The organism is Streptomyces sp. NPDC004732 (assembly GCF_040609235.1).
Lineage (GTDB): Bacteria > Actinomycetota > Actinomycetes > Streptomycetales > Streptomycetaceae > Streptomyces.
Genome location: NZ_JBEXJR010000002.1, coordinates 194,034 through 216,391, shown reverse-complemented (window position 1 = coordinate 216,391; position 22,358 = coordinate 194,034). Strand labels below are relative to the sequence as shown.

The following is a 22,358-nucleotide window of genomic DNA, read 5'->3' as shown; positions in this document are numbered from 1 at the left end:
GGTTTCGGTCCCCGTTTCGAGGTCGGTGTGGGGACGGTCCCCTTCGGGCTCCGTCCCTGTCCCCGATTCCGTACGGTCCCCGTCCCCGTGGTTTTGGAGACCGTCATTGGGGACCGCGCTCCCGCGCAGACCGCCCTGCTCCTCGTCCGCAGGCAGGGGCACCGGGGACGGGACGAGAGGGGACGGCTTCGCGTGACCGGCTTCCTGCCCGAGCACGTCCTGCACCCAGGGCGACGGCAGATCGACGGTGGCCAGGGCTACCGCGTGCCGGCGGGCCGCCAGCTGCTCTAGGAGAGCCTGACGCTGTCGAGGATCGGTGCCGACCCCGGCTCGGGTGAGAGCCGACTGGAGCCGACGCGTGATCCTGGTGGCCTTCTCACGATCCGCCGGCGACATCGCGGCCAGCCGGGAGGCCAGCGCCACTGCCCGCCGCGTCGCGCGGTCCTTGGTGATCTGCGCGGCATCGCGGTTGCGGGTGGCGACGCCCAGGCGGGAGAGGAGCCGCTCCCGTGCTTCTCGTCCGAGTGTGGCCAGGAGCCCCTGCGAGGTGGCGTTCGGCTTGTGCAGCCGCAGCTCGATGCCCATGGCCAGGTGCCAGAGCACGGCCGCCATGACCGGGCCGACGAAGGCCCGCACGGTGCCGCCCACCGAGCCGGACTCGGCGTACGCCGGGATGACCTGCACCCCGGTGATCACCCAGACCAGGGCGCCGGGCAGGCCGGGCGCTCCGGTCGTCTTCAGGTTCTGCCGGGCCATCAGCGCAGTCGCGAACAGCGCCGCTTCACCCGCGCTGAACATCATGGCCCGCTCGACGGTGCCGGCCATGTCGAGATAGTCGGCGGCAAACCGCCAGCTGGTGTCGCCCGAGTAGATGGTGCAGTTGAGGGCGGCGAGGGCCGAAACCCAGACCGCGGGAGTGCCGACGCGCTTGCTGTCTGCCCGGTTCCGGTTACGCCGGATCGACCAGCCGGCCAGCGCGAGGGCGAGCAGCCCCACGACGCCGACCACGTAGACGGGATCTATGCCGTACGGCAAGGACAGGGCGATGGGGTGAGTCATGCTGCCTTTCGGAGGGCGGCGATCAGGGAGTCGGTCTGCACCTGGCGGGGCACCTGTACCGGCGAGGCGACGTCGTCGTCCTCGGCGGTCTCGTCGTCGGCCGACTCGGTCTCTTCGGCCTGGTCCCAGTAGCGGTCGCGGTCGGCGACGGCGTGTGCGGCGTTGCGCATCAGGTCGCGCGCCCAGTCGAGGTCGAGGCGCAGCGTGTGCGCGAGGCGCTCGGGACTCCAGCCGCGGACGTAGGCGTGGCGGGTGACGGCCTCGCGCTCGGCGTCGCTGAGGTGGACGTCGCGCCCCTCAAAGGCAGCCTTCACCCGGCTGTAGTCCAGGCGCTTGGCTACCTTCCGGTGCCAGGGGCGGCGCTCGGTCTCGGTGAGCCCGCCCCACATGCCGTGGCGGATCTCGTTGTCGAGGGCGTAGTCGAAGCACGCCTTCTTCACCGGGCAAGAGCCGCAGATCGACTTGGCCTCGTCGATGGCCGCGCGGTCGCGGGCGGCGTGGAAGAACAGCTCGTCGATGTCCTTGGCCGGCATGTTGTGGCACAGACCGCGGGCCTGCCAGCTGTGGTCGGCGATGCCCCGGAGGGTCGGGGTCGGGGTGTCGTTGGTGGTGATGTGGCGCAAGGCAGTCTCCGGAAGTCGCCTCGGCGGGCACGGGTCGCTCGGCACCGGTGGTGGCTGGGGTGCGGCGGGGCGCTGCGAGGCGGGCTCGGGGTACGGCGGCGGGCCGTACGCAAGGCGGAACGTTTCGGTGGAGAAGCGGGCTGCGGTCAGGCGGCGGGCGCCTGGGCCTGCGCCGCCAGGGCACGGTCGATGCGGCCGGGGTGGGCGGTGCCGCGCGGAGCGTTGCCCCGGGCGGACCCGTCGAGGGTGATGCGCCGGCGGCGGCAGGGCTCACCCGTGTCGGCGTGACACCACTCGCACGGCACAGCCAGGACATCGGGGCCCCCGGCGGCGATGGCGGCTTCACGGGCGGCGCGGGCCGGGCGGTAGGGGGCCAACTCGGCACGGACGGCGGCCGGGATGTACGAGCCGACGGCGGCCAGCTGGTCCTTCAGCCCCGGCCGGTGACGTCCCGCTGTGAGTTCGCGGTGCGCCGAGGGCGCGGCATGCCCGGCCGCCACGGCGTCGCGTGCCGCCAGCAGCTCCGCCCGCCAGGCTTCCGGGTTGTCCGGGTCGGCCCTCGGGGTCGGGTCGGTGTGCCGAGCCAGACGCTCGCGGCGGTGCGCGTGCCACTCACGGGCCACGTCGGCGGGCAGGATCGGGTACGGCGAGGCGACGATGCGCTTGCGGACGGTCTCGCGCACATCCCAGCCCTGACCGGTGGTCAGGGGCACGTCGGCGAGCAGCTCGTGCCACATGGCGAGCTGGTCGCGGGCCTCACCCGCATCGGTGCGGATGGTGCGCGGATCCAGGCGGCCGACGTAGGTGAGCACGGCAGCAACTTCACGGCGGTCCAAGGTAGTTACTCCGTTCCAGTCGGTTCGTCGACGGCGGCCAGCAGGGCGGCCATGTGCAGGTCGGCCTTGGTCATGCCGACCTGTGGGGCGGGGCTGCCGCCGGGCAGGGCGTACAGGTTCGGGCGCTGGGGTGTGGGGGTGTGCTCGCGGGCGATCCAGGACTTCCAGTCGGCAGCCCAGGCCGCGGCGGGCCGAGGGCCGCCGGCAGAGCGGTAGTGGCGCCACTTCGCGTCGGCGGCCTGCAAGCCCTGCTCGCCGAGGCGATCGAGGTGTCCCTGCTGCTGGGCCCAGGCCAGGCTGGCGTCGTCGACCTGCCAGTCGGTGGCGGAGGTGACCCCGGCAGCACTACTGCTGCTGTAGCTACCGTTCACCTTCGGTTCACTACAGTTCTGGGGGTCAGAATCTGCACCGGTAGAGGGTCCATTTCTGACCCGGGAGGGGGGCAGATTCTGACGAGGGGGGTCAGATTTTGCCCCGGTCAGATCCTGGACAGGGGGGTCAGATTCTGACGCGCCCGTGTGTCGGATGCGGTGTGTGCGCAGCCGCTCCTTGTCGATCTTTGGGACGGGGTCGGCGTCCGTGAGGGGCTCGACGTCCTCGGTGCGCAGGTCGGGGTCTGCCTTCTTGGCGGCGGCGACCTTCGCGAGCCAGGCGGCAGGGCGGGGCATGCGGTATACGGCGGCGCCCATAGGCCCCTCGTAGTCTTTGAGCGCCTCCAGGTCATGCGCGTCGCACAGCGAAGCCAGCGCGCTGCGCACCGCGTTGCGGCTGGCATTCGTGCGCTCCATCAGCTCAGCGAGTGAGGCGTAGGCGACGCACTGCGCGTCGGGGATTCGGTCGGCGATCGACAGCAGGACCAGGCGCGCCGTGCCGCGGCTGGTGCTGCTCTCCCACGCCCACTTCCGCGCCTGCCCGCTCATCGGGACACCGCCGTCTTCAGGCGTGTGCCCGCAGAGGGCAGCGCCGCGACGGTGGCCGGCAGCGGGTGGGGCGACGAGTGGCGGGCCGGTTGGGTGGCTGCCGCGCTGGCCGGGGAGACCGGCCTTTTGCGCAGGGCAGGCGGCATGTAAGACTCTCCTCCGTAGTGAAACCCGCTCCGGGGTGCCCGTTGGAAAGGTCCGGTGCGGTGAGGTGGGTAATCTCCGTGCCCTTGCCGGGGCCTGGAGTGCCATCTGGCGGTCGGCGTCCGGGAGTTAGTGGCTCCTTGGGCGCCGTCGCTGTTTTTGGGGCTATGCCACCCGACTGGATCGCGCGTTCTGCATTGGGCTCCCTATGCCTTCTGCTGCCGGGCGGGGTGCCCGGCGGGGGACGACGAACATATGCAGGACCTGCGGCAAGATCCAGACCTTGCTAAAGGACTCTCTACAAGTCGTTGGGGAGGGCGTCGGCACCTGCGCCTGCGGGTGGAGGCGGCGGACCGGGACCCGGGCAGCACCTTGATCGTCTCGACGGACTCAGAGATGATCTTCACGGCGCCCCCTCGTGTCTCACCCGACCACGGTCTGTTGAACCGGCTGGTCACAGCGATTTAAGCCAAGCCTCACTAGGGGCGTCAACGGTGATCTTTTGCCCGATTTACCTGGATAGATCACCCGGATCGTATGCAGTCGCGTGCATACCTACGCCCCCGTAAGTCGCTTGCGGCGTAAGGGAAATGGCGCTGTCCCGTCACTTTGTAAACGCATTACCAAAAGAGGTCTAGACCGGAGTCGGCAGGGGGCAACGAAAACCGGCAACCTTTTGCCGATTTCTCGGATGGGGCGCTAAATGATCAAGTCGGGCGCCCGATTCACGGGCGAACGTTCCTCCGTGTCGGACATAAGTCGTTCGTTATTGAACGAGGGTGCGCGGGGGGTGTTTGTGGCCCAGCCCACACGCGGTCAAGATCATTTAAATATTGCGTATTGTTCCAGTCGGGGGGCTTCGGGCGGGGGATCCGGTACGGAAGGCCGGACCCTTGTTGTGCCCGGGAAGAGTGAAAGGCTTCTCAGAGGCGTAAGGCAGGTTTCTCGTGGTCTCATATGCGCACGACGCCAGCGGTAACGGCGGTGCGGACGAAGGCATTTCAGAAAAGAGCGGGGCGGTCCAGCAGCTCGCCGGCCAGTACATGGGCTTCGGGGCCCTGCTGCTTCAGTGGCGGAAGGCTGCACCCGGTCGCCCCACCCAGGCCCGGACAGCCAAGGCCATGGGTATATCCGTGCGCACCTATTACAAGATCGAAAAGGGTGCGGTGCCGCCAAGGCTCACCCCGGAACAGTTCGAGTCGCTGGTCAAGCTGTTTCGTCTGGACGAGGCGGGGCGCAACGCCCTCATGTACCACAACATCGGCGCATCGCTGAAGCCGCCGCGTGGCTCGAGCCAGCCGCAGCTCCAGAAGGCGCTGCGGCTGCTCATCGACCGGCAGATGCCCAGCCCTGCGTACCTGTGCGACCAGAACTGGAACATCATCGGCTTCAACACGGCCATGGCCGAGTGGTGGCCGTGGGTGATGGAACCGGGGGCGAATCTCATCCTGTGGGCTCTGACGTCGCCCGAAGCGCGCACTCAGTACCAGGACTGGGACATGCACGCCTCGGCCTACGTCAAGATGCTCAAGTTCGCAAAGGCCGCACGCCCTGACGACCTTGAGCTGCGTGCCCTGATCGAGAAGGTCACGAAGGACCCCGACGTCCGCCACGTCTGGGACACCGAGACCGACATGGGCGAGACCCGCGACGGCCACGTGTTTCGCATGAACATTGCGGCGCTCGACTGGGAGACGATCGAGGTGGTCAGCCACGTCCTCTACCCGGCGTCCATGCCGCAGTGCCGGTTCGTGGTGATCACCTGGGTTGAAGGGGGCGAAGAAGAGCACGACGCGCTCGGAGACACCCGCAACGCCTGGGCTGCCACGACGGCGAGCCAGGACGATGTCGAAGCTGCGCAGTGGCACGAGCAGAATCGGGTGGACGAGGACTCCGCCACCCGCTGGCGTCGCGAAGTGGCGGGTCTCGCATCCCGCATGGTCGTCGCGACCCCGGAAGAAGCGGCAGAACTGGCCGGGAGGAACGGCGTTCCGATGCCGGCGATCAGCAAGCTCATGGGCCCTGACGCCCAGCTGACACTCGCGCCCGATCAGAGCACCGTGGTGTGGGCGGTGGAAGAGGCGGTCGGCTATTGGTCCGTTACTCATGTGCGGCCCGCCACCGTCATCGCCCGTGTCCCGCGCGAAGCCGTCCATGGACCATGCCGAACCGAAGTGCTGCAGCTGGTGCGATCTGCCCTGCCGACCGACGCGGACGCGGCCACCACCCGCATCGGACAGCTCCTCGAAGAGCGCGACACTGAGCAGCAAGTGCTGCGCGAGGTCCTGAACAAGATCGAGAATGGCGACGCTGGTGGGGCTGCCGCCCAGGCAGGCCAGTCCTAGCCCCTCAGACATTCGTCGGGGAGCCGTCACGAGTGGTGGCTCCCCGACGTGCGCCTTCCGCTACGCCCCCATCTCTGCACAGGAAGACCCCCATGCCCAAGTTCACCTATCCGATCCCGCTGCGCTGGGCCGACGCCGACAGCTACGGCCACGTCAACAACTCCCGCTACCTGACGTTCCTCGAAGAAGCACGTACGAGGATGGTTCAGGAACTGCTGCCGACGGACGAGACCGAGCGACGACGGCACGCCTTCGTGGTCCAGCAGTCCGTCATCGAATACAAGACGCCCCTGGACTACCGCGACCAGCCCGTACACGTGGATGTCTGGGTCGTCACCTGCCGCGGCGCGCGGCTCGAGCTGGGGTACACGATCAGGGACGGCGAGCACACTTATGCCGAGGCCACCACGAAGATGGCCGCCTACAACCTGGAGACGGGTGCACCCCGGCGCATCTCGGCGGCTGAGACCGACTTCTTCGGGCGCTATACGGCGGAGTGATCCTCGCTTGCGCGATGTGGCGGTCGGAACCCTCGGACCCTTGCCCGGGGTCAGAATCCGTCAATGCCGATCACGGTGCCGAACGGGTCGATGAGCTGGGCGATCTTGCGACCGGTGCCGTCACCGACGTCGAGAGGGCCTCGGTGGTGGAGGCACCCGGCGTCGAGCAGGCGGCGGCGGACGATATCGACGTCGTCGACTCCCCAGTACGGGACCGGGCTGCCGCCACGTCGGTTGCGCTTCTCGTCCAGAGGGTGGAAGCCGAACTCGACACCTCCGACGTCGAGCCAGGCATACACGGCGCCGTTCGCGTCGTCGACGTCGAGGTGAACCTCGGCGTCGAGGACCTCGCTCCACCAACGGGCTGACCTTTCGGGGTCCTCGGCGAAGACCATGATCGTGCGGATGCTGTTGAACACGAAGCTCTCCCTCGTGTAGCGCCCCCAGGGAACGCTGGAGGCAAGGATCATGCGAGGGCCACCGCCCGCGCCCTCAGTTCCTGCTCTGCAGGTAAACCGGGGAAACGGCGAAGGCGTGCGTACTCATTCGGTCTCGCCGACGTAGGGGTTGTCGCCGCCTGCATCCGTGAGCCCAGCGATCTTCGTGGCCAGTGCGCGTGAGTGGAAGGCGAGTTGCGGGACGTGTGCTGGCGCGGCCCACTCGAAGCCGATCTGCGCTTCGTCCTCCGCGTGACCGCCGAGCGTTCCGGGCTTGCCCACCGGGCGGCACAGGAAGATCACGTCGACTCGGTGCGTGTCAGCCTCCTCCTTGTCGCCGGGGTGGCGCGGACCGATGTACTCGCGGACCCACAGCAGCCGGACGACGTCGACATCGAGTCCCGTCTCCTCGCGGACTTCGCGGATCACAGCTTCTTCGAGGGTTTCACCGGGCTTTTGACCGCCCCCGGGCAGGAAGTAGCCGAGGCTGCCGTTCCAGATCGCCTGGAGGAGGAGGACCTGGCCGTTGTGGAGGATCACGGCTTTGGCTGAGTTGCGGATCGCGAGGGACATCAGGAACAGCTCCGTGGCGAGATGTGGGAGGGATGGCCGGTGAGGGAGATGCCGGCCTGGTCGTGGTCGGAACGCGCGGCCGGGGACGCGGTCGGTTCGCAGGACCGGGCCGTGCTTGTCACTGGGCGGCCTCGACTGCCGGACGCATCGACCGCAGTGGGGTGAGCGCGAGCCGGACCGGAGGCACGACGAGCAGACACGTGCCGATCATCAAGATGGTGTGCAGGCTGATGCGAGTGCTGGCGGCTCCGGCGAGGAGGGTGGCGAAGGGGCGCAGGCCGAAGGCGGTCCACTGGCCGGTGGCCTGCATGCGGCCCTGCATCTGGGGATCACAGGCGCGTTGCCGGACGGTGCGTTGTGTCAGGCCGTGCGTCACGGCGCCGAAGATCTGGACGCAGAGGCCGCAGCCGACCGCGAGCTGGCCGCCGAGTCCGGGCCGTGCGAGCAGCAGCGGGAGCTGGCTTGCCGGCGCCAGGGCGAGCGCGCTGACCATGACCGGGCCGGGCCCGAACCGTTCGGTCAGGCGCTCGGCGGTGAGGGAGGCGAGGAAGCCGCCGCTTGCCCCGAACCCCATCACGTAGGCGAACGTCTGCGGGCCCCAGTGGAGTTCGCGGAGCAGGTAGACGGTCCAGATCGCGCTGGTGCCGGCGAGGACGGTCGAGGTGATCGCGTTCGTGCTGACGAGCGGGCCGATCACCGGGTGCCGCCAGGTGTAGGCGAGCCCCTCGCGGATCTCTCGGAGCAGGGAGCGTCCGGCCAATCTCGGCTGAGGCGCCGGCTCGGGCGTGCGGATACGGAAGGCGCTCCAGGCGCTGACGAGGTAGGAGACGGCGTCTAGGGCGACCGCGCGGGCCGCCCCGACGAGTCCGATCAGGACGCCGGCGAGTGCCGGGCCGGCGATGTCGGCCAGGGTGTTAGCGGAGGCCAACTTCGAGTTGGCCTGGAGTAGTTGCTCGCGGGGCACGAGGCGCGGGATGTACGACAGGCTGGCCGCCATGCCGACGACCTGACAGGAACCGACGGCGAAGGCGACCACCCACAGCTGCACCAGCGTGAGCCTGCCTGTCACGGCGGCGAGCGGCACCGTACTCATCGCGGCGGCGCAGCCGAGGTCCGTGGCGATCATCAAGGGCCGTTTACGGAGTCGGTCGGACCACGCCCCGGCGGGGAGCGAGAACAGCAGCGGCGGTGTCTTTTGTGCGGCGGCGAGGACGGCGGCCTGCCAGGCGCTCGCGTGCAGCGTGAGGACCGCGACCAGAGGGATGGCCACGGAGCTGAGCGAGGAGCCCATGACGTCGATGGCCTGCCCGGTCCAGTAGTAGCGGAAGTCGCGGTGCCGCCACAGGCTCGTGCGCGGAGACGGGTTCATGCACCTGCACTTCCCGAGTCGGCCGTTGGTGTCGTACGGCGGGCGTAGGCAGTGAAGTGAGCCGCCTTGTGGTCGATGGGCAAGTCGGGCCGCCAGGCGGTGAGGATCTGGGCGCTGCACTCGAACAGCTCGTCGGGTAGTTCGTCGAGCGGCCACCAGCTCCAGTCTCCGATGCTCTCGCCGACCTGGTCGGCGGGTTCCCCTTCCCAAGCCGTGACGAGGGCGCCCACGGTGAGGCGTACGACGTCGCCGACGTGATCGACGAGGGTGCCCAGGAGCGTGACGTCCTCGGTGCGTGCAGACAGTCCGGTCTCCTCGGCCAGCTCGCGCACCACCGTCTGCTCCAGGGATTCGCCGGCCTCCGCGGACCCGCCGGGAAGTTCGCGAGTGCCACGGCGATGGCGGCCCAGGAGGAGGCCCTGCTGGCCGAGGAGGATGGCGCCAACGCCGATTGCTGCGTGCGGGGCAGGTGGCCGGTTGCTGCGCGGGCGGCTGGTGATCCGGGAGCGCCGATCCGGGACGCGGCGGGCGCGAATCAGCTGGTGGCGGACCGGGTTGTCCTCAGCGGGCGCGGTGAGCAGGTCGTTGGCCTCGACCTGGAAGCCGTACTCGGTCAGCAGGTCTTCCCACAGGAGCGGGGCCAGGACGTACATTTCCACCGTGATCGGCGGATCCTTGCGGAGCAGGAGTTGTTGTTCGCGAGGCGCGACGCTCGTGGAGGGGCCGCGTCCGTGCAGGTCCGTATGCAGGCAGGAGAAGATCAGCGGGGCGTGCGGGGCGAGTCCGTCGCGCAGGGCGGGCAGCAGTTCGTGCGGATCGATGTAGGCGAGGGTGCCGATCGCATACGCGGCGTCGTACGGTTCGGCCGCGCGCAGGTGCTCGATGACATCGCCGTGGACCCATTCGATGCCGGGATGGTTGCCGAAGTGACGGACCGCGCGTTCACGCTGGGTAGCGGACTGCTCGACGGCGGTGACGTGTGCACCATGGTCGCGGGCCAGGTGTACGGCGTGGTGCCCGGCGCCGGAGCCGATGTCCAGGACGCGCTTGCCGGTGAGGACGCCGAGGATCTCGGTGCCTGGGCCGACGCCGTCCCACGGGCCCCAGCCGATCGTCTCGGGCACGGGCGGCACATAGTCGTGCCCGATCTGACGCTGGCCGTAGATCTGCCAGGCCCTGATGTTGGTGTCCTTGGCGGGCACGGTTGCCTCCTGGTGGGCGGGTGTTCAGGGGTCAGGTGTGCGTGATCAGGTAGGCGGGGCCCTCGCCACGCCGGGCTCGTTCGATGGCGTCGAGGCGGGCGAAGGCGCGCGGTGCCATCAGCTCCTGCCAGGTGGCGAGATCGTGGACGGCCCACATGTCGTGCTCAGCAGGATCGAGGCGGATACGACCGAGCTGGTCGGCAGTCAGCTGCCCTGCGTCGAAGATGAATCCGACCTTGTTCAGCGGGAGACGGGGCCCGGAGTGCAGGAAGTGCGTCAGGAGCAGCTTCGGCGTGTCCAGACCGAGTTCGAGGCCGGTCTCCTCGACCGTTTCGCGCCGGGCGGTCTGCAGTGGGTCCTCGCCCGCGGCGTCCAGATTGCCGCCCGGGAACTGCCAGAGTCTCGAGCCGTACACCGACCGGAGCTGGACGGGCCGGTCGTGCTTGTCGCGGATGTACAGGCAGCCGTACACCGTGTGGTGCGGGACGGTCTGTGCGTACTCCTGCGGCGACATCGGCATGGGGTGGCCGGGCCGGGCAGGGCGGTGGTCGAAGGCGAGGGCGAGCACGCCGAGGGCTTCCCTGTCCGGCGGGTAGAGGCTGCGGAGGTTGGCGAGCAGCTCTGCGCGCGGCGCATCCGGGTCGATGCGCGCGGGGGCCTCGGAGTCGAGCAGGTCCTCGAAGGACGCGTACGGGGTGATTCGTTGCACGACGACGTCGAGTTCCCGTTTGGTGTCTCGGTCGTGGAAGACGAGCGTGTCGCCGCCGGCGACGGCGAGCTTGTTCGGGGTGGCCACCCTCACCTCGATCGTCTTGCGGCCAGCTTCCACTTGGCGGTAGTACCGTCCGAGCAGGTGCATATGGTGCTCTTTGGGTTCGCCGCCGGTCGCCGGACTGGGGGCGGCCGGGATCACCTGCTGGGTGTTGTCGGGCATACGTGCCTCCGTTCGATGCATGTCGTCTGTCGCCGGCCCGGGACCGCAACCGGACCAAGGTGTGGTGGCCGCGCTCCGGTGCTTCCGGGTCGACGTGGGTGCCGTGGAAGTGGACACGGCTGCCGGCGTGCTATGGCAGTTCGATCGGTCCGTAACGCGCGTACGGCTCCCGCCGCATCAGCGCGTCGTAGCGGTCCGCTGCCGAGAAGTGCCAGAACTCCGTCGCGTAGTTCGTGAATCCGGCGGCTTCCATTGCGTGGAGCAGCAGCGTGCGGTGGTGGCGCGCGGACTCGCTGAGGTTCGGGGCATGCGTGAAGCAGGCACCATCGCTTTCCTCGGGGGAGGCATTGACACGGGTGCCGAGGTCGAGTTCGTGGCCGTCCTGGTCGACGAGGGTGACGTCCACGGCCGCGCCCGCGGAGTGGGGCGCGATCTCCGGCGGCGACACATACCGGCTCGCGGCCTGGTGGAGCTGCTCAGCTGTCCAGTCGGGCTGAGCGGAGGCCAGTTCGTCCCGGTACTCGGTGAAGTAGCGCTGCTGGAGAGCCAGCGGCCGGTAGCCCTCGATGAACAGCAGGTCGGTGCCGGCAGGCAGGAGCGAGCGGGCGTGCTCCAGCCGGGCCAGGACGCCCTCGCGGATGTGGGCGAACGCGCCCTGCGGATCGTACTTGCGGGGATCGACGCGGAGGCCGTGGTCGCGCACGTCGACGAGCGGCTCCCCGCACTCGCGCACCGGGATCGCGGCGACCTGCGGATCGGACATCAGCACCAGACTGCGCATCGAGTCTCCCTGGGACGGCTTGTATTGAGACGGCGAGGACGTAAGGGCCAGGCCGGTCTCACGCAGGATGCGCGCGACGGTGTCCTGCAACGTGCTGTCGGCCTTGACCACGGCCTCCAGACCGCCGGGCAGCAGATCCAGCTCGCGGTACCAGGAGACGAGGTGGTCGTCGGTGACCTGCTCCAGGTACGCGGCATCCGCCTTCGAGGCGTGCCGCGCCAGCGTCGCTTCCAGCGGCACGTCCAGGTAGTAGCAGCTGGAGACGCCACGGTGGTCGCGTACCAGAGACGCGATCATGTGGCCGTAGCGGTCCGCATAGAGGATCCCTTCGAGCACCACGTGGAAGCCGGCGTCGAGTGCCTCACGCGCGATCCTGCCCAGCAGGGCGATGTTGGCGCCGCGCGCGGTGTCGTGTTCCCTGAGCACGTTCCTGCGGATCACGTCCTGGCCGACGATCGCGACGCCGCGGCCGTAGTGGTCTCGCAGGCCCTGGGCCACGCTCGACTTACCCGACGCCGAGTTCCCGCGAATCACTACGAGGCGGGTGTCGCGACGTCCGGTCGCTGCCGCGGAGGACGCGTGGCAGGATGCGCCAGTCGGTGCGTCGGTCATGCGGGCCACCCCGTCTCGCTGTACAGCTCACCGCTCTGAATCTTCTCGATGGCAAGCCGCGTGTAGGGGACGAGGTCGTCGGGAAGGGCGGCGGGGTCCCAGAATCTCCACTGGATGCACTTGTCCGGCTCGCGCAGCTCAGGCTCGCCGCTCCAGGTACGGGCGCGGAAGAACAGGCCCATGCGGGGCGGGTATTTGGGCTTGCCGATGTGGTGGACGACGTGGACGAGTTCGACGTCCTGGCGCTCGATGTGCAGGCCGGCCTCCTCTTGGGCCTCCCTGAGCAGGGCGGTGATGGCGTTCTCGTTCTCGCAGTGGCCGGCCAGCACATGCCATGTGGATGGCGCGAATGCCGAGTCGGGGTGGCGCAGCCCGAGCAGCACCGTCCCGTCGGGTCGCTCCAGGTAGAGGTGGACGCCGATGATGTTGGGGACCGTGCCGCGGGGCGAGGCCAGACGTTCTTCCTCGGGCTCGGGCCCGCTCTGCGTCGTCGGGAGGGTGGCGGAGTGGCGCCGTACGAGGTCACTGGTGGTGCCCGCGATACGCAGGCGGTGGAGGTCGCCGGGGGCGAACCAGGCCAGCATCACCCCCTCGGTCAGGGCGAGGTCGCGCGGGTCACCGTTCCAGCGGCCGGCGTAGATAGCGATCGGTACGGTCGCGCCGGCGCCGTCACTGGCGTACTCGGTGCCGAACGGCGTCAGGTCGGCGAGGTCGAGGCCGGCTTCCTCGGCCAGCTCACGCCGCGCGGTGTGCTCCAGGGTGGCGTCCTGGGGTTCTCGGCCGCCGCCGAGCAGGGACCACATGCCCGGTTCCCAGATCTGGCCGGGGAAATAGTCGCGCAGATGGAGCAGGTACTCGCCGCGGTCGTTGTAGATCAGGGCGGAGGCGTTGGCCGTCTCCGCCCGGATCTGGAGCGGGAGCTTGAGCAGCTTCTCGCGCAGAGAAGGGGAGGCGGCGCGGTCCGCGGGCCGCCACTCGATGCCGCCGACCTCCTCTTCTTGCAGGACCACCGGCGTCTCGTTCGCGTTGCGCAAGCGGAAGAGGAACCGGAGGTCGTAGTGCTGGTGGCCGGGCTCGCCCTTGCCCGGGTGGGCGTCGACGTCGTGGATGTCGATGTCGAACGGCAACGTCTCGTAGCCGGGCCACGGCGTGACGGCTTGGAGCGGGATCCCGGTCTCTTCCTGCAGTTCCCGCAGCGCCGCTCCCGCCAGGGACTCATCGGAGGGCTCAGCGTGTCCGCCGGGGGCGAGAACTTTCCCGCTGGCCAGATGCAGCACGTGCAGGACGCGGCCGAGATCGTCGAGGACGATCGCACCGCAGGTGACGTGTCCGGTGAAGGTGGAACGGCTGGTGATGCCATCGCCGGTCCGGTCGAGGGCCTCCAGGAGGTCACTGAGCTGCTCGCGCTCGTGCGGGTGGCGGGCGAGGTAGGTCTCGACGGTGGTGCGGACGTGGTCGTGCGACAACGGCATGGGCTACCTCAGAGGTGCATATGGAAGGGGGGGCGTGTCGAGGCGATGCGGGGTTCGGGTCAGCTCAGCCGTATCCCCTCCGCCGGGATTTCCTCGATGGCTGCAGCGCGAGTGGTGGGCAGGCCCCACCGCTCGCGTGCCGTGTCCGCTGCGAGGTGTGCCTGCCGCACGCCGGGCGGGCCCCAGCCCAGCAGGGCGGCTGCCTGAGCGGGGCTAGCGAGCAGGCGGGCGAAGGGGCGGCCGGTCGCGGGGTCGACGGCCGCCGGCCCGATGGCGGTGACCCGGGCGGCCAGGCGCAGCCGGGCATTGGGACCCACACCGCCGTAGACCTCGCCCGTCTCGTCCAGCACCCAGCCCAGTCGCACCGGATCGGCCAGGGTCAACTGGCCTTCCTCTTCGGCCTCGCGGTGCAGGGTCTCTTCGGGCGTCGCATCGGTGCTCTCCACGGTGCCGCCGGGCAGCATCGGCAACGCGCCCCGCGGGCCTGGGTCGGCCACGACGACGACCCGTCCGTCGGGGACGAAGCACCACGCCCACGCTTGCTGCACGGGCAGGAGGTCGGGGACGGGTTCGCGGTGAAGCGGGCTGTCCCACAAGGGCCGGTAACGGACGTGGACGTCGTGCCGGTCCAGCGCCGGGACGTCGAGGATGTGTCGACCGTCGGCGAGGTGCGCGGTGGCAGTATGCCCGAGCCGGGCACGGTAGGCGGCGAGCATGATCCGCCCGTCCACGGGCCGCAGCCGCTGCACCGCGTCCCGGGTCTCCAGGAAGGCGTACGCGGACAGCTCTTCGCGCGGCAGGCGGATCGCCGCCACCTGGTCGGGGGTGAGGCTTCCTCCGTCGAAGACGAACCGGACTTCCCCGGGACAGGTCGTGCCGGGATGGAGGTCGGGGTGGTGCGCGGAGAAGGAGTGGACAGCGAGCACGGCCGACAGCGGCAGATCCAGGCCCAGTTCCTCGGTGATCTCACGCCGGCAGGTGACGTGCGGGTGTTCCCCGGCTTCGACGACGCCACCGGGCAGCAGCCACGAGTCGTCCTTGCGGTAGGTGGGGTGCACCAGCAGGACCCGGCCGACCTCGTCGGTGATGATCGCCGCGGCGCCGAGCCACGCCGCGTGCCGGGATGCGGCGTACTGAGCTGCGGGCACAACAGCACGCGGGGCGACGCGATCCGAAGGGGATCCGGGAGAGGGCACGGGGCCGCGCCTTTCAGGACGATGGGGGTGCAGGCGTGGACGGCGGCTGCCGTCCAGCAGTTACCGAGATGCCAGACTGACCTGTTTGCCGAGCGGGGAGTGGCGCATATAGCAGCCTCAGCCGTTCATGAGGTGCGCAGCGGCCCCGGGGGCGATTGGCCAGTCAACGGTGATGCGGGTGTGCCTCTTGTCGAACACGTGCGGATGATGGATGGGCGCCGCCGAGGTGGGGTTGGTTTGCGGGCGGACGGTGATGCGGGGGCATGCGGCGCCGCGGTGGTTGTGCTGCCAGTGCTGGACGTGTTCGGCCATCTCCTGGGCGGCCAAGTGGCCGTGGGGACCGTATCCGTGGACGACGAACTCATACCTCCCCTTGCCGTCGTCTCCGTCATCGATGCGCTCGGTGTCCAGGCGCGCGAGGGAGTCGCCGCGTACGATCGCGGCGCCGGGCCAGTGCTTGGGCGGCGGGTTCAGGACCCCGTTGTCGCCGTCCGGCTCGACGGACAGGCGGCAGAAGCTGTTGAGGGCGCCGGCCAGGTAGAGGGTGAGGGCGTCGAACGGCTCCTGGCCGCGGACGGTGACGTGGGTGTGCGTGACGGTCGGCTCGAGAGTGAGCGCGGGGGCGAGCTGGTCGACCGGCATGGGTGTGCCGTCCTCCCAGGACAGGTGGACGCCGGTGCCGGGGACGGTGCGCCGGTTCGGGTTCCAGGCGCCGTCGCCCTGCATGGCGACGAAGCCGCAGACGATGAGCGGCTCGTCGCTGTGCAGGGCCCCGTCGCGCTTGGTGAAGCCGATGGCCCAGTGGTACCCGTGTAGACGGAGCGGCGCGACGAGACGTCCGCCCTCGGCGAGAGCGTCGATCCAAGGCAGATCCCAGGTGTCGACGGTGACCAGGATGGCGTCGAAGCCGCCGTCCGGCACGATGCAGGTGGGCAGGTGCTCGGCGTCCGCGGTGACCACCCGGACGCGGTCGTACCCGGTCTGGGTCAGGAAGCGGGTGGCGCGGTCGGTGACAGCCCGGTCGATGTCCACGGTGATGACGCTGCCGTTGGCGCCGACGAGTTCGGCGATGAGGGCGGCGTTGTAGCCGCCGGAACCGATCTCCAGAACATGGTGGCCAGGCCGGATGCGGGCGGCTTCGAGCATGTCGGCCTGCAGCCAGGGCGCGGAGATGGAGCTGATGACGTGGCCATCGTCGTTGTGACGGGTGGCGACGATGTCGTTCGTGTACGCCTTTTGGACCGGGACCTCGGGGGCGAAGGCGTGCCGGGGCACAGTGCGCAGAGCCTCGTCGACCGCGGGGGTGCGGATGTGGCCGGCTTCGGCGAGTTGATCGGCCAGCTGGTGACGCAGGGTACTGGCTTCGTCGAGGTTGGAGGTGGGGGACGTCGTCACGGTGGGCCTTTCGGTCGAGCGGTTCACGCGGGGTCCGAGACGGTGGACGCGGTGGGGTTGGGGATACGGGCGGTGGTGGGGGCGTACTGAGCAGCCTGGGTGTCGAACATGGCGGCGTACCGACCGCCTGCGGCCATGAGGTCGTCGTGGGTGCCGTGCTCGACGAGGCGCCCTTGGTTGAGGACGTAGATGTGATCGGCGTGGCGCACGCCGGACATGCGATGGGTGACCAGGACGACTGCCCGGCGCGGGGCCGCCAGGCGCCGGATGCGGTCGAAGGCAGCGATTTCCGCCTCGGGGTCGAGGGCGGAGGTGGGCTCGTCGACGATGAGGACGCTGTCCGAATGCGATGTTGAGCTGCGCCAGTGGGTGCGGGCCAGACCCACTTTCTGCCATTCCCCGCCGGAGAGTTCGATGGCGCCGCGGAACATGCGGCCCAGCATGCTGTCCAGTCCGTTGGGGAGTTTGGCGGTTACGGCGCCGGCCCCGGCGTAGTCGACGGAAGTCAGCAGGTCGTGCGTCGAGGCATCGTGGCCGGGACGGCCAATGCGGATGTTCATTGCGGCTGTGACGGGCCAGCGCTGGAAGTCCTGAGTGAGCAGGGAGACACGATCGAAGACCTGGGCGCGTTGCAGTCCGGAGATGTCGGCCTCACCCCACTTCACCGTGCCGTCGTGGGGCAGCAGCAGACCGGAGAGGATCTTCATCAGAGTGCTCTTGCCGGAGCCGTTCTCGCCGACGACGGCGATGACCGAACCCATGGGGAAGGTGAGCGTCACATCGTCCAGGGCCGGTTCGTCACGGTCGGGGTACCGGTAGGTGACGTTTTCCAGGGAGACCTGCTTGACCTCGTCGGGGACGGGACTGCCGGTCTGGGGAATGGCGCGTTGGGAAGCCTCGATGAGGAACTGTCCGTGGTCGCGGACGTAGAGGGACTCTTCGTGCAGCTGGTTGATGTTCATCACCAGGGCGCCCAGGCTCGCCGACCCGGTCCGTACGGCAATCACGGCGGTGCCTGCGACGGCGAGGCTCATGTGGCCGGCCATGATGAGCCAGATCATGGAGCCGTAGGTGGCGGCCATCGCCAGGCCGGATAGCGCGGACGCGACCCATTCGGTGACGGCCTTGCTGGAGGCCAGGCGCTCCTGCTCCGCCTCCGCGCTGGCGGCCATGTGCCGGTACCGGTCGAGGAGGAAGGGACCGACGGCGTGGATCCGGACTTCCTGTGAGGCGGTGCGCTCGGTGAGGAGATTGCCGATGAGACGGCTGGCCCGCAGGTGCTCGATCCAGCTCATCATCGACACATAGCGTTCCTGCGCCACCCGCATGGCGCCCCACCCGCGGGGAGCCGCGATAACCAGCAGCATCGGCAACAGCGCCGGGTGCAGGACGGTGAGTACACCGGCCGTGGCGATCAGCGAGATGCTGCTGTTCAGCGCGGAGACACAGGCGCCGATCATGCGGCGCGCGGAGGCGGGCCCGTACTGGGCGATGTCGATCAGACGGCGGAAGTCCGGGTCGTCGATGGCTTCGAGTTCGACGGCGGTGGCCGCGGCCAGGTACTGCGTGGTGGCGATTCGCTCGACCTTCGGCTCCAGTCGGCCGGCCCGAGAGGTCGACCAACCGGCCAGTGCGCCGTTCACGACGGCGACGCCTGCGGCGGCGAGAAGACCCGGCACCAAGGCGTGCAGCCGCTCGACAGCGTCCCCGGATCCCAACAGTGCGTGCATGACCGCGTTGATGGCCAGCAGACCAATGGCTGCGGCGATGCCCTGACCGAGTTCGCTGATTGCTACCGCCACCAAAGCGCGGCGATCCGCGCTCCAGGCCATCCGCAGGGCGGCTCCGACAAGGCGGGGCATCTGCCGCAACGCGGAACGCATGGTCAAGTCCAGGCCCGCGTGCTCGTGTTGGGACCAGCCCATGTCGTAGCGCAAGGGGCCGCCGAAGAGTTCGCGCTCCGCCTCGGAAACCTGGGGCTCCGCCATGCGGACCTTCCCGAAGAACCGCTTCACTCGCTGCCTCCCTTTGACGGCCAGTTCAAAGCCCGATAGGACGGGCCGTGGGTGAGCATGTGGAAGATGGCGACGGTGTAGGCGTGGCAGTCGGAGGGGGGATGTGCGATCGACACCCAGAACAGCCCCTCGTGCATGTCCGGTTCCGCGTTGTGCGGCTCGCCGGTCCAGGTCTGTGTCACGAAGACCGCAGTGATCCGATCCGTGCCGCCGGGCTCGTGATGATGGACGAGTCCGCAGAACTCCTGTTGGTCGGCGCGGATGAGGACTCCGGCTTCCTCCTCCGTTTCGCGTCGAGCCGCGCGGTCCAGGGGCTCGCCGGTCTTGAGATGGCCTCCCACAACGGTGAGTTGCCCCGGTGCGAGTGCGGCGTCAGGCTTGCGGCGCACGCACAGGGCGGCGCCGTTGGCCCGGAGGAGGATCTGTGCCACATCCGCGATCAGTAGGTGGGGAGTTTCGATCAACGCCGCTCCTCCCGCATGAGTCGTTCGACCGTGCGTCGGCCGCGGGCGGTGACGAACGGATCGCCGTGGCAGGGGCCGTATGCGAGGGCGGCCGGGAGGGTTGGCGACTCGGTCATGCCAGGTACCTCGTATCCGGACTCGCCCCGTTGGCGAGAGTGGTGACGACGCGTGCGGGGTTACCCCACGCCGCACCAGTGCGTTCGAACGCAGGATGAAGGGTGGCAGGGCGGCGTACGGGATTCACGGCGATTCCTCCTACTGGGATCCGGACAGGTGATCGGGTAACGGGGTGGATGCCGCCCCCGTCACGGGCCTACGGGGGCGAAATGTAGGACAGGATTTCGAATACTGGTGTCGCGCCTTTCCGTGTCTGTATGCGGAGTCCGTGATGCTGTGTTCGATCACTCTTGTGGGTTCCAGTACCTCCTCTGGGGGATTGCGGGCCGCCGCCAGGGCTCCACAAGAAGTGCGACGCGAGAACCCCCTGCCGCGTGTCGACGCCCCTGCCAACGGCCTCGTAGTGCTCCCCGCCGGCGAATGAGCGCGGTCCGCAGATCGCACGCCCCCTCGCTGAAGGGCGAGCGGCCCTGGAGCGTCGGGCCCATTCGGTTCTGCGGCTACACGCCGAAAGCGGCATTCAGAGGCAGGCTGAGCAGCGCTTGGAGGCGGCGTGTGGTGGCCTCGGGGTCCTGGGCGTGGATGGGCGTGATTCCGAGGGCCTGTGCGGGCTGGAGATTGGCTTCGATGTCGTCCACGAAGATGCACGCTTGGCCGGTGCACCCGAGCATGTCCAGCGCGAGCCGATAGATCTCCGGGTCTGGCTTGCGCATGCCGACCTTTTCGGAGAGCACGACCACGTCATGCGATTCGTCCAAGCGCCAGGGCTCGTACGGATTGAATGGGGTCATGCCCATGCTGTTGGACAGGACGGCGGTCTTCAGTCCGGCGGCCCGGATTGCCTTCGCGACGCCGATGATGCGTGGCTCCGGCCTGAGTGTGGCGAGTGCGCGGCGCATGAGATCCGTGCCGTCGATGCCGAGGAGGCCGGCAATCCCTTCGTTCCAGGTCTCCTGAGTGATGTCACCGCGCTCAAGTTCGGCGTAAAGGCGACGACCGGCAGGGTTCACGGCGACGGCGTGCAGGTAGGCGTTCTCGGCGAGTCCGCACTCCCGGGCGAAGGCGCGAGCGCAGTCGTCCAGGCTGGTGGTGAGGACTCCGCCGAAGTCGAATATGACGGCCTCGTAAGGCACGGTGGCTCCCTGGTTCATCGGCTGACTGGCGAGGTGGCGGGCGAGATTGTTTGATCTGGGATGACCACGTTGGCGGTGCGAAGGATGACGTCCATGAGCCGCACCGTCCGCTCGCCGCGTTGGGGGGAGCACTGCGGCTCCCGGCCTTCGCGTACGGCGGCGGCGAGGTCGAGGACGCCGAGGCCGCGACCCAGCGGTCCGATGGCGCGGTCTGTATCGATGGCGGTCCACTCGCGAGCGCCGTAACTTCGGTGCAGAACCGGGCCGTCGTGGAAGTTCGGGTCGGGCAGCACGAGGGTGCCGGTGCTGCCGTGGATCTCCAAGTGCGGGGCGTGGGTGCCGGCGGCGTCGAAGCTGGTGGTCAGCGTCACCGGGGCTCCCGTGTTGGTCTCAAGGAGTGCGGCTACATAGGTGGGTGCGTCGGCAGTGAAGTTGCTGCCGGCTCGGGGACCGGAGCGGATCGTCCGCGCGGGGCGGGTGTGAGCGGTTGCCGCGCGTACATGAAGCGGGCCGAGTAGGAAGTCGAGGGCCGTGAGGTAGTAGGGGCCCATGTCTCCAAGGGGGCCGGCGTGCTCGGCGTAGAAAGGCTCCGGAGAGGGGTGCCAGCGCTCGGGTCCGGTGCTGAGCAACGTGGCGCTGGCGGAGCGGATCTCTCCGATGAGGTCCTGATCGAGGGCCTTCTTCGCAGATTGCAGGGCGGGGCCGAGCAGGGTGTCAGGGGCGGATCCGAGCAGCACGTTCGCACGTTGCGCGCGGGAGATCAGTTCGGCTGCACGGTGGGGATCGATGGCAAGAGGCTTCTCGACCCAGACAGCCAACAGACCTGCAGTAATTGCCCGTTCGCCAAAATCGGCGTGCGTGTGTGGCGGGGTGAGAATGAGGGCGAGGTCGACGACTTCTGGGGCGAGGAGGCGGTCGACCGGCATCACGGGGATGGCGTACCGGTCGGCGAGGTCCTGCGCGCGGTCGCTGTCCAGGTCGGCGCAGGCGACGAGTCGCACGCGGTCCTCGGCGGCCAGTGTGGCTGCGTACTCGCTGGCGACCATGCCGCAGCCGACGACTCCCACGCGGACAGGGTCCGCGGTCACCGGTGCTCCGCCAGAATCTCCTCGATGCGCTGGGCCAAGTCGCCTGCCCAGAGCGATCGTTCGGCCGGCGGAAGCCAGGGGATCTGGATGTCCAGATAGCGCCGGGGGTCGGTGAGAGTGCTCTCAGGCTGTACGGGCCAGGCAGCTGCGGTGTGCAGATCGCCGGGGCCGGGCCACCAACTGCGGTAGCCGGCGTGGAAGAGCGATCCCGCGAGGTGCTCAGCCGCGGCGGGATCGGCTAGACGTAGACCCACCTGGGAACCGTTGCCGACCGGAGCGGTTCCGTTGGGTACGAGGGAAACAGGAAGGGGCTCCAGGGCCTCCAGTACCTTGTGCTGCAGGGAGCGCAGGTCGGCCACGAGGGTGGGCAAGTAGTCGAGTTGGGGCAACGCGAGACCGGCGGCCAGTTCCGTCATGCGGGCCTTGGAGCGCCACACGGCATGCGGTGTCGGCTGGCGGGTGTCGCCCCCTATGGCGCGCATCAAGCCCATGGCGTCGGGGTCGTCCCCGACGATGAGTCCGCCCTCGCCGGTGGCGATGAGCTTGAAGGTGTGGGTGGAGAAGGTTGAGAGCATCCCCCAGGCGCCGGCCGGATACCCGTCGACCTCCACGCCCCAGGCTTGAGCGCAGTCCTCGATGAGGGGGATCTCGATGTCGAGAAGGTGTTGGGCGATCTCGGCTGTTCCGGGTGCCGGCCTGCCCCGAAGGTGGACAAGGACCACGGCACGGGTGGCGCGGGTGATCAGGGGTTTGATCTGCTCCCAAGTCGGCGTCAAGGAATCGGTGGCGGGTGCTACTCGCACAGTGGCGCCGAGCATGTCGGCTGCGGCTCCGATGGACACCCAGCCGAGTTCGGGGATGATCACTTCGTCGCCGGGTCCAACTCCCAGGCCGCGCATGGCCAGTCGCAGAGCGGAGGAGCCCGAGTCGACGGCGAGAGCTTGCTCGCGGCCGAGGAGGCTCGCGACGCGGCGTTCGAGAGCGGGAAGGTGATTCCCGTCGTGCGTGGCGATCGCGCCGGACAGTATTCCACCGCCCACGATCACGTTCTGCTGATCGGCTGTCAGCTGACTGTATTGGTACAAGGGTGCGGTCTGGACGGTGCTGCGCATGTCGGCGCATCCCTTCGCGTGGGGAGACCGT

19 protein-coding genes and 1 pseudogene are annotated in these 22,358 nt (G+C 69.0%); 2 read left to right on the top strand and 18 right to left on the bottom strand.

The window, feature by feature from the left end:
• The 4 genes and pseudogenes from ABZV77_RS05435 to ABZV77_RS05420 form a co-directional block, all read right to left on the bottom strand.
• A pseudogene (locus tag ABZV77_RS05435) lies at positions 1-1,059 on the bottom strand (hypothetical protein); the annotation flags it as partial.
• Positions 1,056-1,682: a WhiB family transcriptional regulator gene (locus ABZV77_RS05430; RefSeq protein ID WP_356250579.1), complete on the bottom strand. Its 627-nt coding sequence runs from the start codon at positions 1,680-1,682 to the stop codon at positions 1,056-1,058. The pseudogene ABZV77_RS05435 and the gene ABZV77_RS05430, both read right to left, overlap by 4 nt.
• A 146-nt stretch (positions 1,683-1,828) precedes the next feature.
• On the bottom strand, positions 1,829-2,518 hold the full coding sequence (locus ABZV77_RS05425; RefSeq protein ID WP_356250577.1) for a hypothetical protein: 690 nt from the start codon (positions 2,516-2,518) through the stop codon (positions 1,829-1,831).
• A gap of 5 nt (positions 2,519-2,523) precedes the next feature.
• Positions 2,524-3,438, bottom strand: a complete 915-nt coding sequence (locus tag ABZV77_RS05420) for a helix-turn-helix domain-containing protein (protein WP_356250575.1) — start codon at positions 3,436-3,438, stop codon at positions 2,524-2,526.
• A gap of 1,091 nt (positions 3,439-4,529) precedes the next feature.
• Between ABZV77_RS05420 and ABZV77_RS05415 the strand changes: the two genes are divergently transcribed.
• Together ABZV77_RS05415 and ABZV77_RS05410 are read left to right on the top strand one after the other, a co-directional pair.
• Positions 4,530-5,927: a helix-turn-helix transcriptional regulator gene (locus tag ABZV77_RS05415; protein ID WP_356250573.1), complete on the top strand. Its 1,398-nt coding sequence runs from the start codon at positions 4,530-4,532 to the stop codon at positions 5,925-5,927.
• 92 nt (positions 5,928-6,019) lie between these two features.
• The gene (locus ABZV77_RS05410) at positions 6,020-6,427 is read left to right on the top strand and encodes a thioesterase family protein (RefSeq protein ID WP_356250571.1); all 408 of its coding nucleotides are present in this window, start codon (positions 6,020-6,022) and stop codon (positions 6,425-6,427) included.
• A 50-nt stretch (positions 6,428-6,477) separates the two neighbouring features.
• On the opposite strand, the gene ABZV77_RS05405 is transcribed toward ABZV77_RS05410, so the two are convergent.
• The 14 genes from ABZV77_RS05405 to ABZV77_RS05340 all read right to left on the bottom strand — a co-directional run bounded on the left by ABZV77_RS05405 (position 6,478) and on the right by ABZV77_RS05340 (position 22,327).
• The gene (locus ABZV77_RS05405; RefSeq protein ID WP_356250569.1) at positions 6,478-6,846 is read right to left on the bottom strand and encodes a VOC family protein; all 369 of its coding nucleotides are present in this window, start codon (positions 6,844-6,846) and stop codon (positions 6,478-6,480) included.
• A gap of 123 nt (positions 6,847-6,969) precedes the next feature.
• Positions 6,970-7,437 carry an NUDIX domain-containing protein gene (locus tag ABZV77_RS05400; RefSeq protein WP_356250567.1) on the bottom strand — a complete coding sequence of 156 codons (468 nt, stop codon included), beginning with the start codon at positions 7,435-7,437 and terminating at the stop codon, positions 6,970-6,972.
• Positions 7,438-7,555: 118 nt separating this feature from the next.
• Positions 7,556-8,806: an MFS transporter gene (locus ABZV77_RS05395; RefSeq protein WP_356250565.1), complete on the bottom strand. Its 1,251-nt coding sequence runs from the start codon at positions 8,804-8,806 to the stop codon at positions 7,556-7,558.
• Positions 8,803-10,008 carry an NUDIX domain-containing protein gene (locus ABZV77_RS05390; protein ID WP_356250563.1) on the bottom strand — a complete coding sequence of 402 codons (1,206 nt, stop codon included), beginning with the start codon at positions 10,006-10,008 and terminating at the stop codon, positions 8,803-8,805. The genes ABZV77_RS05395 and ABZV77_RS05390 overlap by 4 nt, the downstream gene beginning before the upstream one ends.
• A 31-nt stretch (positions 10,009-10,039) precedes the next feature.
• Positions 10,040-10,942, bottom strand: coding sequence for an NUDIX domain-containing protein (locus tag ABZV77_RS05385; RefSeq protein WP_356250561.1), 903 nt, complete (start codon positions 10,940-10,942; stop codon positions 10,040-10,042).
• Between the two features lie 130 nt (positions 10,943-11,072).
• A complete protein-coding gene (locus tag ABZV77_RS05380; RefSeq protein WP_356252303.1) occupies positions 11,073-12,257 on the bottom strand; it encodes a M15 family metallopeptidase in 1,185 nt (394 codons plus the stop codon).
• 74 nt (positions 12,258-12,331) lie between these two features.
• Positions 12,332-13,807 (bottom strand): NUDIX domain-containing protein, encoded by a 1,476-nt coding sequence (locus tag ABZV77_RS05375; protein ID WP_356250559.1) that lies wholly within the window; start codon positions 13,805-13,807, stop codon positions 12,332-12,334.
• Between the two features lie 59 nt (positions 13,808-13,866).
• Positions 13,867-14,955, bottom strand: coding sequence for an NUDIX hydrolase (locus ABZV77_RS05370; RefSeq protein WP_356250557.1), 1,089 nt, complete (start codon positions 14,953-14,955; stop codon positions 13,867-13,869).
• 165 nt (positions 14,956-15,120) lie between these two features.
• Positions 15,121-16,425, bottom strand: coding sequence for a methyltransferase, FxLD system (gene fxlM / locus ABZV77_RS05365; protein WP_356250555.1), 1,305 nt, complete (start codon positions 16,423-16,425; stop codon positions 15,121-15,123).
• Positions 16,422-18,386, bottom strand: a complete 1,965-nt coding sequence (locus tag ABZV77_RS05360; RefSeq protein ID WP_356250553.1) for an ABC transporter ATP-binding protein — start codon at positions 18,384-18,386, stop codon at positions 16,422-16,424. Before ABZV77_RS05360 ends, fxlM begins: the two co-directional genes overlap by 4 nt.
• 23 nt (positions 18,387-18,409) lie before the next feature.
• A complete protein-coding gene (locus ABZV77_RS05355) occupies positions 18,410-18,877 on the bottom strand; it encodes an NUDIX domain-containing protein (RefSeq protein WP_356250551.1) in 468 nt (155 codons plus the stop codon).
• Between the two features lie 617 nt (positions 18,878-19,494).
• Entirely contained in the window at positions 19,495-20,127 is a 633-nt protein-coding gene (locus ABZV77_RS05350; protein ID WP_356250549.1) for an HAD family phosphatase, read from the bottom strand.
• A gap of 14 nt (positions 20,128-20,141) precedes the next feature.
• Positions 20,142-21,194 (bottom strand): Gfo/Idh/MocA family oxidoreductase, encoded by a 1,053-nt coding sequence (locus ABZV77_RS05345; protein WP_356250547.1) that lies wholly within the window; start codon positions 21,192-21,194, stop codon positions 20,142-20,144.
• Between the two features lie 17 nt (positions 21,195-21,211).
• A complete protein-coding gene (locus ABZV77_RS05340; protein ID WP_356250545.1) occupies positions 21,212-22,327 on the bottom strand; it encodes an aminotransferase class I/II-fold pyridoxal phosphate-dependent enzyme in 1,116 nt (371 codons plus the stop codon).
• Positions 22,328-22,358: the final 31 nt, after the last annotated feature.